The 12425-nt window shown below is 69.9% G+C and carries 12 protein-coding genes; 4 read left to right on the top strand and 8 right to left on the bottom strand.

What is annotated here, in order from left to right; all coding sequences use genetic code 11:
- Nucleotides 1-49 precede the first annotated feature (49 nt).
- The 6 genes from ACFVUH_RS09985 to ACFVUH_RS09960 form a co-directional block, all read right to left on the bottom strand.
- Complete coding sequence (locus ACFVUH_RS09985; RefSeq protein WP_387912287.1) at nucleotides 50-1012, bottom strand: hypothetical protein; 963 nt, start codon at nucleotides 1010-1012, stop codon at nucleotides 50-52.
- 227 nt (nucleotides 1013-1239) lie between these two features.
- Nucleotides 1240-1560, bottom strand: coding sequence for a hypothetical protein (locus tag ACFVUH_RS09980; RefSeq protein WP_387912286.1), 321 nt, complete (start codon nucleotides 1558-1560; stop codon nucleotides 1240-1242).
- A gap of 211 nt (nucleotides 1561-1771) precedes the next feature.
- A complete protein-coding gene (locus ACFVUH_RS09975) occupies nucleotides 1772-2704 on the bottom strand; it encodes a ParB N-terminal domain-containing protein (protein WP_387912284.1) in 933 nt (310 codons plus the stop codon).
- A 74-nt stretch (nucleotides 2705-2778) separates the two neighbouring features.
- Nucleotides 2779-4542, bottom strand: coding sequence for a relaxase/mobilization nuclease domain-containing protein (locus ACFVUH_RS09970; RefSeq protein WP_387912282.1), 1764 nt, complete (start codon nucleotides 4540-4542; stop codon nucleotides 2779-2781).
- Complete coding sequence (locus ACFVUH_RS09965; protein WP_387912280.1) at nucleotides 4539-5204, bottom strand: plasmid mobilization protein; 666 nt, start codon at nucleotides 5202-5204, stop codon at nucleotides 4539-4541. The genes ACFVUH_RS09970 and ACFVUH_RS09965 overlap by 4 nt, the downstream gene beginning before the upstream one ends.
- A gap of 392 nt (nucleotides 5205-5596) precedes the next feature.
- Nucleotides 5597-6712 carry a DUF2637 domain-containing protein gene (locus tag ACFVUH_RS09960; RefSeq protein ID WP_387912279.1) on the bottom strand — a complete coding sequence of 372 codons (1116 nt, stop codon included), beginning with the start codon at nucleotides 6710-6712 and terminating at the stop codon, nucleotides 5597-5599.
- Between the two features lie 74 nt (nucleotides 6713-6786).
- On the opposite strand from ACFVUH_RS09960, the gene ACFVUH_RS09955 reads away from it, so the two are divergent.
- From ACFVUH_RS09955 to ACFVUH_RS09940, 4 genes are all read left to right on the top strand, one after another.
- Nucleotides 6787-7356 carry a helix-turn-helix domain-containing protein gene (locus tag ACFVUH_RS09955; protein WP_387912277.1) on the top strand — a complete coding sequence of 190 codons (570 nt, stop codon included), beginning with the start codon at nucleotides 6787-6789 and terminating at the stop codon, nucleotides 7354-7356.
- Nucleotides 7357-7912: 556 nt separating this feature from the next.
- On the top strand, nucleotides 7913-8605 hold the full coding sequence (locus ACFVUH_RS09950; RefSeq protein ID WP_387912275.1) for a hypothetical protein: 693 nt from the start codon (nucleotides 7913-7915) through the stop codon (nucleotides 8603-8605).
- A 656-nt stretch (nucleotides 8606-9261) separates the two neighbouring features.
- On the top strand, nucleotides 9262-9726 hold the full coding sequence (locus ACFVUH_RS09945; protein ID WP_387912274.1) for a sigma factor-like helix-turn-helix DNA-binding protein: 465 nt from the start codon (nucleotides 9262-9264) through the stop codon (nucleotides 9724-9726).
- Between the two features lie 230 nt (nucleotides 9727-9956).
- A complete protein-coding gene (locus tag ACFVUH_RS09940; RefSeq protein ID WP_387912272.1) occupies nucleotides 9957-10769 on the top strand; it encodes an SAM-dependent methyltransferase in 813 nt (270 codons plus the stop codon).
- Between the two features lie 13 nt (nucleotides 10770-10782).
- On the opposite strand, the gene ACFVUH_RS09935 is transcribed toward ACFVUH_RS09940, so the two are convergent.
- On the bottom strand, nucleotides 10783-11730 hold the full coding sequence (locus ACFVUH_RS09935; protein ID WP_387912270.1) for a helix-turn-helix domain-containing protein: 948 nt from the start codon (nucleotides 11728-11730) through the stop codon (nucleotides 10783-10785).
- A gap of 94 nt (nucleotides 11731-11824) precedes the next feature.
- A complete protein-coding gene (locus ACFVUH_RS09930) occupies nucleotides 11825-12070 on the bottom strand; it encodes a DUF397 domain-containing protein (RefSeq protein ID WP_387912269.1) in 246 nt (81 codons plus the stop codon).
- Between the last annotated feature and the right edge of the window lie 355 nt (nucleotides 12071-12425).

Below are 12425 nucleotides of genomic sequence, written 5' to 3'. Positions count from 1 at the left end.
CTGTGACCCGCCAACCTATCCGCAGGACGACCCGCCCGGAGCGGGGGGCTCAGCCAGCCGTGGCCAGTCCACCCAGCTCCATGCCGACGGCCTTCCCGGCGCGCAGGGCCGCCCTGGCCCGGGCCGCGCCGCCGCGGGTGACCGCCTCACCCCCGCCGACGGCGACCGTGCGCGTGCCGAGGCCCGCGCACGCCCGGCAGATGCCCGGCTTCGGCACCGGGTCATGGCACTTGGCGCACTCCGCGTACCGAGCCGCTGCGGGCCGTGCAGCGGGTTGGACGGGCGGCATCTTGCGCTCCAGGCGGTAGCGGAGCACCGCGACCGCTGAGTGCACCGGGGCGGGCAGGCCCGGCAGCAGGGCCTGGGCGAGGTCAGCAGGGGTTGCGCCGCGCTTCAGCCACCGCGCGACGAGGGGTGCGAGGTCCTCGGCTTCGGCCTGGCCGAGCCGCAGGCGCGGCTCGGGGCGGATCACCCGGAACAGTGTGGCGACCGCCTCGCGGACCTGCTCGTCCGGAACCGCCGCGGGCTGCTCGCCGGTCTCCTCCTCGGGGTCTTCCTCCTGCCCTCCCGTCCTCGCCTGCGGCTCGTCGGCGAGGACCGGCCCGTCGGCCTGCTCGGCGGGGAGGGAGGGTTCTTTCACCAGGTCCTTTTGAAGGGCGTCAGGACCGCCGGTGGTCGCTTCACCGGAGACCGGACGGGTGGCACTCGGCAGCACCGTGAGCTGCGGGGTGTCGTAGACGTGGGTCTCGGTGACGATCGTGCCGTCGGGCATGCGGATCTTCTCGACCCGGTAGAAGCCGGCCTCGGCCAGCTCCTTCAGGGCCTTGCGGATCGCGCCCCGGCCCTGGGGGCTGGTGTCGGCCATGTGCCGGCCGTCCTCGCGCCAGCCGTCGGGACGGGAGAGGAGGTCCGCGAGCAGGCCGCGGGCGGTGTAGGAGAGCCGTCGGTACTGCAGGACGGCGTTGGGCAGCACGGTGAAGTTGCGCGCGTGGGCGCTACGATGGACTCGCATCGGGAGTTGTGGCTCCTGTTGCCGGACCCCGGAGCGTTGGCGCGCTGCCGGGGTCGCCTATTTTCGGTTGGACTACGGAACGTAGCACACGTAGGGCCGGAAGATCGAAGGATCCCGAGCGATCACGATCACACTCTGCTGCCAATGGCAGCAGGGAAGTTGGCGCATCGAAACTCCCCCCTCCAGGCGGTGGGGCCGCCACCGGTCGGTGGCGGCCCCGTTGCCGGTCAGCTCAGGTTCCACACCGTGCCGGCGAGCAGCCCGTCGAAACCGAGTCCCCGGTACATCTGCTCGAACGACTCCCACTCCCGTTCGTCTCCACCGGAGCCGCGAGCGGTAGTGACGTCGGCGGCGCCGAGGTCGTGCTCGCGCCATTCGTGGGTGCAGCGGCACCGGACGAAGACCAGGTCGGGCCGTACGTGGATCAGCAGCCAGTCGCGGGAGGCGTCGCACATGGCGCAGGTGATGGTGATGCCGTGGGGGTTGAGGGGTGCGGGGTGAGGAACAGCGAGGACGACGTTACGGCCGGCGTCGGCGGGATTGGTCAAGTGCGGTGCCCTTCGTGTCGGATGCAAGCACCACAAGCCGACCCGTGGCCGGACGGTTCCCAGTCACCGGAGAACGACATCGGATCGACATCACGACTGCGCAGCAAGCCGGTTGAGGGTCGCCTCGACTGTCCTTTCTCGGAAAATCCGAGGGGCTTTTCCCGGAAAGCCACTGCGGATTCTCCGGGAAAGCCTCGTGCCGGGCGGCGAGTCAGTCTCGACCGGTGAGCGAAGTGCCGACTTCGCGCGCGAGGAGCTGGTCAACGAGGGCCTGCGCCTCGGGCACCAAGCCGTCGAGGACCTCGCGGGTGAAGGCGCTGTCGGGCCGGAGGGCAAGGTTGCGGATGGTGGCCCAGTGGTCGGCGATCAGGTGGAGTGCCTGCTGGGAGTGCTGGACGGCGTCCCGGCGCTGGGTGTGGAAGTGGTCGGCGCGCTGGGCGGCCTCGGGCCAGTCGATGACGCCGTCCTCGATCAGCTGGGCGAAGGCCGGCTGGGTGTCGCCGTCGGCGGCGCGGACGGCGTCGGCCTGCTCGACCCTCGCGCGCAGCCGGCCCTCCTCCTGGCGGCGCTCGAGTTCGGCGAGCGCCGCAGGCAGGTCGAGGTCGCCCTCGGTGACGCGTGTGGCGAGGTCGGGGGCCTGGTCGCGGAGAAGGTCGTACTGGGCCTGCTTGGCCTTGGCCTCGGCCTTGTTCTTGCGGGCCTGCTCGTAGGCGGCGTCCAGGCCCATCGCCCCGGTGATCACCGGCCGGGCGAGGCTTGGGGCGTACTTGATCACCGTGGCGGCGAGGGAGACGCGGGCGGGGCTGATGCCGTAGGTGGCGGCGTCGGCTCGCGCGGAAGATTTCGAAGCTGAACGCTCCTTGGCGATGATCATGGCGCGCTGGCCCTGGGTGAGGTTGCGGCGTCGGGCGTTGAGCGACCAGGCCACGTCGGCGGCGGGGGCATCGCCCTCGTGGGTGGTGAAGCGGGGTTCGACGCCGGCGAGCTTGCAGGCGGCGAGGCGGTTGCGGCCGTCCAGCAGGACGCCGTCGGCGTCGAGCAGGATCGGCTCGTACTGGCCGTCCTCCTTGATGCCCTGGGCGAGGTCGAGCAGTTCGGCCTCGCTCAGGGTCGGGAACGTGGCGGTGAGGGGGTGGACCTTCACATGACTCCTTGAAAGGGTAGAGGTGCGGGCTGGCCGGTGCGGCGACGGTCAAGGGCCCGGCATGAGCCGGGCGGTTACCGCTTGGAGCGTCCCGTGCCGGGTGCGGGCGGCGCCGGCGGCCTGGGCGGCTGCACGGTCTCGGTCACTGCGGGAGCGGTGGGGCGGCCGGTGGTGCTCCTGGAGCGGGCCGCGGCGGTGCGCAGTTCCTCCTGGGTAACGGTCGGCGCGGGTGCGGGAAGGCGGGCATCGCGGCGGATGCGCCAGGTGAGGACCGCGGCGGGTGAGTCGGCAGTGGCGAGTTCGCGCCGTTCGGCGGCCTGGGTGAGCAGGGTGGTGGGGTCGTGGCCGGCGGCTTCGGCTTCGGCGAGGGTGGCGGCGAGCGCCGCCCAGCCGTCCCCGACGAGCAGGCGGGCAGCCTGGTCGGCGGGCAGGGCGCGGCGGAGAGCCGCTTCCTGCCGGTTCCGGACCGCGGCGGGCAGGTGCCGGCCTTCGAGGTCGAGGTGGGCGAGCGGCTTGGCCGCGTGCCGGACGTAGGCGGCGCGCAGGTGCCCCGCCGCGGCGTGGGCGGCTTCGGCCTGGTGGCGGTGGCCCCGGGCGGCGTGCCACTTGGCGATCACGATCGCGAGCAGGACGAGGCTGGTCAGGATCGTGGCGGCGGCCGTGCCGTCCTCGCCGCGGCTGGTGCTGGGTCCGGCGTAGAGGAGTTCGCGGGCGGCGGAGCGCAGCGTGCGCAGGTCGGCGCCGGCAGCGCGGGTGTGGGCGATGCGGGTGTACTCCAGGGCCCGTGCGGCCTGGTGGATCTCCTTCCTGCTGAGGGTCGGGCTGGTGGCGGCGAGCGCGTCGAGGACTTCGAGGCCGCCGCGGATCACCGCCTCCGCCCGGGCGGCGTCCTGCTCGTCGTCGAACGCCGGGTAGGCGCGTTCGACGGTGGTGCTGGCACGGTGGCGGCCGGCGGCGGGCCGGACGCGTGGATCGGGTGCGGGGTGGGTGGGCCGGTCGGTGCCGAGGCCGAAGCGCGCTTGGATCTGGGGCTGGGTGAGGTCGGCGGCGAGCTTGCTGCCGGAGAACCAGACCGGCCCGCTCTCATCGCCGGTGGGGAGGGCGAACTTGTAGCCGGTCACGTCGCCGGAGGGCGCGCGGCGCACGCCGAGGAGCACGCCCTTGGCGGCGAGCCGGGCGGTGAACTCGTCCTCGTCCGCGGCTCCGGCCAGGGCCTGGCGTACGGCGGTGCGCAGGCGGTCGCGGTCGGTGCCTTCCCGGCCGAGGCGCTGGGCCTTGCGCAGTTCGGAGCCCTTGGCGCGCCTGGGGATCGCATCCCGGTACTCGCGGGTGCGGGTGTCGGATAGGTCGGCGAACCTGTACTCGCGCTCGATCCTGGTGAGTTCGGCTTCGACGCGGTACTGGTCGCCGCGCAGGCGGGCCTGCTTGAGGTCGGCCCGCACGACGGTGGCGAGGATGTGGACGTGGTCGTCGGCGTGACGCACGGCGACCCAGCGGCAGGCGTCCTCGTCGCCGTCCGGGGCGATGCCAGCGGCGGACATGACGCGGCGGGCAATCGCTGCCCAGTCATCGTCGCCGAGGATGCGGTCGCCGGGGTCGGCGCGGATCATGCGGTGGTAGACGTGGTTGTTGATCTTCCTTCCGTACTGGACGACGTGGAGGTCGAGGGCGTCCCGGAGCTGTTCGAGGGTGGCTGCCGGGTCGCGGCCGGGGTCGGGGACGAAGCCGTCCCAGGAGGCGACGATGTGCGGGTCGGTGTGCTCGTTCGCCTTGCCGGGCCCGAACAGGTAGCGGAGCGCGCCGAGGGTGTCGTTGCCGTGGACGGCCTTGCTGATCAACCGCGCTTCGCCTTCGCCAGCCGCATCGCGGCGGAGTCGACTCCGGCAACGGCCCGCAGCCCCGCCTCGAAGGCGGCTCGGACGGCCGTGGCGGCGTCCCGGACCGCGGCGGGCTGCACGCTGGCGCCCGAGTGGTAGACGTGGGTGAGCTGGTTGAGGTTGTTCATCGCGCCGGCCTGCTGGCGGCGGGTCGCCCTGAGTTCGTCGACGGCCGCGTCCAGGCTCGCGTCCCGTCCACCGAGGCCGACGCCGTCTTCGGAGAAGGCCTTGCGGAACAGGTAGTGCGCGACGGTCAGTCCCGCGGCCTTCGCCCGGCTCTCGATCTCGGTCTTCGCTGCGGGGCTGACGCGGAACGAGAGCTTGGTGTGCTTCGGGTTCTCGTCGTCACGGCGGCGGCGCTTGGGCTTGCGGCGCGCGTCGGCACGATCAGCAGGGTGGACGGCGGCAGCGCCGGCGGCGGTGGGCTTCTCCTGGAGTGCCGCGCCCTCGCGGTGCTCCTGCGGTGTTGCCGGGCGCGCCCTCGCGCTCGGCAACACCGCCTGGCCCGCGTCCTCTTGGGCGGGGGCGTTCGCATCCGGGCCCCGATCAGGGGTCCGGATGCACTCGCTTGCTCCGCTGTTGGCCTGGGGGTGGTCGCCGCCGTTGCGGGCACGCGAGGTCACGGCGCCGATCGCGAGGTCGTGCGGTGCGGGTCGGGTGTCGGTCAGGGGGTGCTCCGGGGATGGTGGGGTCGGGGTGTGCGGTGTCCGGACGGCGCTCGGCTTGGCGGTGCCGGACTTCGGGGGCAGACGGGGCGCGTCCTGGTCCGGCAGGGATGGTCCGGTGGGCGCTCGGAGAGGGAGGCTGGTCCAGTCCACAGCTCGGGCGGTTCTGGACTGGTCCGGCCTGCGGGGGCACTTCCGGACCGGCGGGAAACGGTCCGGTGGGTGTCCTGCGGGGTTCTGGTCCCGTTCGCGCCGGACCACTGTGGTCGTGACCGGCTGGTGGGGACTTCTGCCCATCGGCAGAAGTCCGGGTGGCTGACCGGACCGGTCCGGTCGGTCGCCTGGGCGGGTCAGTCGACCGGCGGGTGGTGGCGGACCAGATCGTCCGGGAACTCCTTGCGGAGTTCGTCCATCAGGACCGTGAAGCGCGTACTGCCGAGCGGCAGGTCGGCCTCGCGGACCGCGCGCTCGACGACCGCACGGCTGGGACGGCCGTGCGCCTGGACCGCCGGACGGCTGACCTCCAGCAACCGCTCCATCGACGCGCCCGGAGGCCGCCCCGTCCGCCTCGCCGGACCACCGCCATCCGCAAGGCCCTGCCCACCCGGCTCCGGCAGCCGATCGTCGGTCCGCGATCCAGCGACGGGGAGTTCTGCCGACCCGTCCAGGTTCGGACCGGCACCGGTATCGCCGTACCGGCGCTCGGCGACGCCGACGGACACCGCGCCAAAGGCAGAGGCGTCCGGACCGTCCGGCTCGACGATAGCGGAGCGTCCGCGGTCGGCAGAAGGACTGCCGGACGAACCGCTGGCGCTGCGGACGGACGGACCTCGGTCCGCGTGAGGAAGCGCCGATGTTTGGTCCGGACCGCTCGGACTGTCCGGCTGGACCGAAGTGGACGCCGCGTGGTCCGCAGAGGCACCACCGGACGGTCCGGTTGCGGACCAGGGTGTGGCGGTGTGCCGGGCGATGAGGATGTAGAGGTGGACCGCGCCGCCGAGGGCGAGCGGGGAGAGGGTGGACAGCACGCCGACGACGGTGTCGCCGAGGCTCAGCCCGCCGCTGTGGTCGAGCAGGTGGTTGAGGCGAACGGCGTGCAGGGCGTTGGCCCACACGCTGGCGGCGGTCGCGCCGGCGAACAGGAGCCAGGCGTAGGCGCGCGCCGCCAGCGGGGCGGCGCGCAGGACGAGCAGGGCGCGCACGCCGTAGGCGATGAACCCGTCGAGGGTGAAGGGGAAGACGTAGGTCAGCGGGCCGCGCACGTGGATGGCGACGGCCATCTGCTGCAGGGCGTCGAAGGACAGGGCGAACCCGGCCGCACCGATCAGGACGACGGCGAGGCGGTCCCAGACAGTCGCGCGGGTTGCACGGTCGTGGGGCGCGGCGTGGACGGAGAGTGCCGGTGGGGCGGTGGTCGTGGTGGGCTCCCGAAGTCGGCGACGATGCGTTTCGAATTGACTTGCCATTCGAGGTGGGTTAACGTAGCATGCCCACTTGCCCCCATGCAAGAACAACCACAATCCGATGCGAGGTGAATCAGATGCCCGACCAGTCCGGCCGGCCGGAAGGCGCCCCTGCCACTCCAGCGCTCAGCGAGGAGCATGCCGCCGAGCGCGTCCGTCTGGAGCGCGAGTACCTGGGCTGGAGCACCGGCGAACTCGCCAAGCGGATGACCACCGCCGGCTACCCGATCAACCAGTCCTCCGTCTGGCGGATCGAGAGCGGCGAACCCCGCCGCCGGATCAACCTCGACGAGGCGATCGGCTTCGCCAAGGTCTTCGGCCTGCCTCTGGAGGAATTCCTCGGCCCGCCCGAGTCCTCCTCCAACAAGCACATCACCCAACTCACCACCGAGGTGGTCGCCCGATACCGCTTCCTGCTCGACCTCCTGCAGAGCACCAACGAGGTGTTCAAAGCCGTCGACCAGCACAACGCGCTGTTCCCCCAGCACGCCAAGGAGCTGAACGACCGCATCGCCCGCGCCCTCACCGAGGAGAACCGCCGCCGAGGCCCCGTCCGCGTGACCCCCCTGATCTTCCTGCGCTACCCGACCTTCCAACAGGCCGAACCCCAGGCAGAGCAGCCGCCGGACCCCACGCCCCAGGGGTAACCCAAGCGACCAGAGGGCCCGATCAAGATCGTTCTGGGTTCCGAGCCGAACACCGCCTACCGTGCCAGCACCGCAGGCAGTGACCGCCGCTTGGCGCGGCCGGACAGCCGAGCTACCGTCCACCAGCGCGGCCACCCCGCTGCCGCACCCATCCCCACCACTGTCGACCCCGGTGAAGGGCTACCGCCCGCCAGCCACCGAGGAAGGAACCGCGTGCCGCCCACCCCCCACCACCGCACCACCTCACCCTGTGCGGTGATCGCGCCGCCCCTCCCCCGGCGCACCCTTCCGGCTCCGGCGTTCACCGCCGAAATGCCCAGACCGATCTAACGGTCTTCCCAGCTGCCGCCCGCGCGCAGGACTCCACCTTGCCCCCTCCGCGACACAGCTTCCCCGCCGCACCCGCCACCCGGCGCGTGGCCCGGCTTCACGACGCCGCCAAGCCGATGGCGCGTCTCACCGCTCCCGAGTTGGAGCGAACACCACCCGACACCGCTTACACCGTCATTGGCTCCCTCAGCTGCCCGGCAGGGAGCCGCCCCCGGACAGGAGACCCATGCCCGCCACCGCCCTCGTGCGGAATTCCCCCATCACCACCGCATCCGCGCCAGTTCTCGGTGCAGATGATCAGCGCGCCGCCATTGAACCTCCCCCAGTCGGACAGTTCCACTCGGGGCGACGGGTCGACAACCGTCCCGAGTCGCTTCCTTGCTGGCGGGTATCCGTTCCGACCGTGGATACGGCTGCTGGAGTTGCCCAGTCCCTGGGTGGCTCTGCGGTGCCCAGCGGCGAGAACGTGGACGTACTCACCACGTCTCCCACCGTTCGCATCGTCCTCGATGGCTCACGCTGCGTCGTGACCGAGATGCACCTGTGGGGCCCAAGGGGGCTCGTCCACCATTGCGACGGAGTCCTGTTCCTGTCACCAACCGAGGTGCGGGGGAATCCGTGCGGCTGCCCCACATCCTCCCCTGAGCGTGCCATGCTCGCCAAGAAGTTGCAGGCTCCCCAGCCCAAGACCACCGTGACCTTCCGACTGGCGGATCACTACGGCCTCGGCCGGTTCGAGTTCAGTTCGCCCTCTCGCATGCTCGCCGACGAATCATCCGAGATCCGCTCCCAGCTCTCTCGCATCACGGGCGAAGCACTCTGCGAACTCGCGCTCGAACTCGTCACGATCACGGTATCTAGCGGCGTCGATGTCTCTTTCCGAAGGCCGGCGCTGAAGGTCATCGGACCGTGGAGCTAAGGCTCGGCCGGGCGACTGAGGAACGCTGCCCGCAACAGCCTGGCAGCTTCGACTCGCAGCACGGCGCCATGTCGGAGACCGTGACAAGCACGCACCGGAAGCACATTAGGAAGAGGATCGTCGCGGCCGGTTGGCGGGTGGCGCAACCGGAAATTGAGCGGTTGGGCCTCAACCCCGTTGTCGCCTCGAAACGCCGGTAGGTTGATGCTCATGCCGGTCAGTCGGCACGGACCCGGGCGCGGTTGCCCCACCGCGCCCGGGGTTCGCCCAGAACCGATCAAGAACGACGAGAACAGGCCATGCTGGACCGATTCCATGGAGGGCGGCAGCGTCTCCTGCCGTTCCCCGATTCCACTCAAGCTACCAGCAATTTCCCTTCGGAACGGGCCATGCGCTCATTCGAAGTAATCGATGTCGCCGCGCGTTTGAGTGGCGTGCTCGCGGTTCCCCTCATCGTATGGGTGGTGTTGGGGAACGAGCCCCTCGCCGCCTCTCGGGCAGCGCTGCTTCTGTGCCTCCTCCGGTGCACCCGGGAGGTGGTTCTGCGCGTTAGGCGGGTGCGAGCGGTCTGAATCCGTGGGCCGGTCCTCAATTTTGTGGGAGGACCGCCCCACTCCTGTGTACGGGGACGGGATCGACGAGCAGCAGGCGGAGACATGTGGTCGCATCCATGGACCGGAACTGCCGGTCGTTCGCGAGAGCCCGGTACCCACACGCCAAGTCTCCGGCCACGGTGCGACTTCGAGGCATTCGTGCAGCTTTATGGGCCGCAGTACTGGAGGTACGCCCGGACGCGGCTCGATGACGACGGGCTCGGTACGGAGGCTGTCGCGTGGACGTTCGGGCACATCGAGGCCAGGTGGGACTGCGTGCTGGGCCTCTCCCAACCGATGACCGTGTGCTGGTCGCTTCTACGGGACACCGTGTCAAGCCGGAGCGCGCAGGGTCGGCAGGACGGCGACTGGTTGCACTCCGTCCTTCCCGAGACCGCGGCCGACGCGGTCCTCCTGCGCTACCGACTGGGAGTCGATCTCCCGGACGCCGCCCGGCTGATGGGAATCGGCGTGGGGACCGTGGGGGTCGAGTTGCGGGTCGCGCTTCGTATGCTTGCCCGCCCATGAGACTGGGGGCCGATCTGGCATATGCCGACTAGGGGCGGACCAAAGAAGCACCATGCCCCCGTGAGGTGGCGCACGACCTGCGGAAATCCACCACCCTCTCGCCATAGTTCGCCACGGCCCCACGCCCACCATCCGGTTGGAGGCGTGGTCGCGGCGCGCGCGCCTGCCTACGATTAAGGCCCAACCGTTCGGGGAACACCCCGGGTTGTTCCGGCCACGGAAGGGGCGCCGTGGGTGCTGATAATGGGCATGCTCATGCCATTAACACATCTCTCCCAAGCGCAGCACGCATGTACGACTGGCTGCTGGGTGGAGAGCTCAACTTCGAGGCGGATCGCGCGGCCTGTGAGGAGCTTCTGGCGATCGCTCCCAGCAGCCGCGATCTTGCCTTGAACAATCGGTGGTTCCTGGAGCGCGTCGTTCGCTTCCTCGCGCGTGAGTGCGGGATCACCCAGTTTCTGGACCACGGCTCAGGCCTGCCGACGAGGCCGAATGTGCATCAGGTCGCACAGGAAGTTCACCCTGGTGCTCGGGTCGCCTACATAGACAACGACCCCATCGTCATCGCGCACGGCCGCACCTCGCTCGACGTGAACGACGGCACGAGGTTCATCAACGCCGACATGACCGACACGGACCGCATCATCGAGGAGTCCTCCCGGGGCGGGTTCATCGACTTCAGCCGACCCGTCGCCGCGCTCTACGTCTCGGTGATCCACTGCCTCAAGGACAGCGACGAGCCCGCGGCGATGATCCGACGCATGCGGGAACACCTCGCGTCGGGCAGCTACATGGTGATCTGCCAGCTGGTGAGCGACGACGAACGAGTACGTCGTGAGGTCACAGAGCTGATGATCCGCGGCACTGAGGGCCACTGGGGACGCGTACGCGAGAAGCACGATGTCCGGCGGTACTTTGAGGGCCTGTCCGTCCTTGAGCCCTACATGGTGGACGTCACCAACTGGCGGCCGGACTCCGACCTACGCCGGCCGCAGCAGACCTATGAATGGCTGGAGTTCGGCGGCGTCGCGCGGATTCGCTGAGGAGGGGGTCCGGTCAGCGGGCGAAGCGCTGCCGGGCCTCCTCAAGCATCTCCAGGCTCACGTCGCGGTCGGCGGCCCCGCCGAGCAGCATGAGCAGCGTGGTGCTGTAACGGTCGTACGACGGTGCGTTCTTCTCCTCCGCCTGCTCACCCTTGGCGAAGTACTTGCTCTTGTCGTCGGTCTCCAGATAGATCACGGAGGGCAGCCCCGTGGAAGTCCTGCCGAACTCAAGCTGCGTCAGTGAGCGAACGCCAGCGAGGACCTGCTCGCCGGCCAGCGGGAAGATGCGGACTTGGATGCAGGGGTTTCGGGCGACTTCGAGGAGGCGATCGATCTGTTCAACCATGGTCTCCCGGCTGCCGAGGCGGCGGTGCAGGATGCTCTCGTCGAGAACGACGATGCACTCCGGGAGATCGGCGAACAGCTTCTTCTGTCGGTACAGCCTCGTCTCGACCCTCTCCTCGGCCTCATCGATGCTGAGTGGGGGCTGGCTCCTGGCCATGACCGCCCGCATGTAGGCGTTCGTCTGGAAGAGTCCGGAGACGAGGTCTGCCTCGTAGGTCCACAGCCGCTCTGCCGCAGGTTCGAGTCCCACCAGTTGACTCATGGACGGCAGCACGGTGATGCCGGCCCGCTGCCACTCCGGGGGCTGACGGGCCAAATCCGTGAGTGTTATGAGCCAAGCCTTCTGCGCGGGGATGATGCCGTAGGCGGCGGCGAGGAGGTCGAGGTCCTGCCGCTGCGGCAGCAGGTCTCCGTGCTCCAACTTGCACAGCTTCGAAGGGGACATGGTGGCACTCTTGGCAGCGGCGGCCTGCTTCATCCCCACACTCAGCCTCAACGAGCGCAGGGTGGCACTGAGAACCACCGCCGCGACCATGGGGTTCTTCTTCGGGTCGGCGTCCGGCCGGCCAATGGGGACAAAACTACCAAATTTCGCAGAATTGCCAATATCGGACACTGGGGCCCCAACGGTGAGAGCGAGTCGACGATAATCGGTCTCATCGTCCCACAATCGGGGCCCCGACGTTTACGGCTCACACACTCGCGAAATGCTAGACCTCGATCATTTGGTCGAATTCACCGGCCTTGGCGCCCTGCACGAAGGCCCTGATCTCCGCAGGCGTGAACAGCAGCGCCGGACCCTGCGGGTCTCGCGAGTTCCGGATCGCGAACTCACGGTTTCCCGTGGCCGCCAGCTCCACACACTGCCCGCTCGGCGCGCTCACGGCGCTCTTGATCCAGGTGGCATCGATCGAGCCAGCCGGCATGCCGTTCCAGTAGTCCGCCACAGCGATCATCCCCTCTCGTGTTCGATTCCCGAGGCCCCTGGAAAAATATGACCAGGTGCCACAATATCCAGATAGACGCCACAGGAAATTTCCCAGGGAAATTTCCTGTGGCGCAGCAATGGAAGCGTAGCCTCTTGAATTCGAACGCCGGGTCCGCCAAATGGGTGACTGGATTATTCTGCTGATATCACTGAAGGTGCCTGCTCGGGGGCGTCGGTACGGGGAAGGGGGGGGGGGGGGGGATTTGGCCGCGCCCCCACCGGGGGGGGGGCCCCGGGCGCACAGCGGGGGGGGGGGGGCCCCGCCGCCCCCCACGCGGGGGCCGGGGCGCGGGGGGCTAGGGGGGAGGAGGGGAGAGGGACCG

Origin of the sequence: Kitasatospora sp. NPDC058032 (assembly GCF_042885845.1) — a bacterium.
GTDB lineage: Bacteria > Actinomycetota > Actinomycetes > Streptomycetales > Streptomycetaceae > Kitasatospora.
The sequence above is the reverse complement of the archived record's forward strand: the minus strand, read 5'-3'. Positions and strand labels throughout refer to the sequence as shown.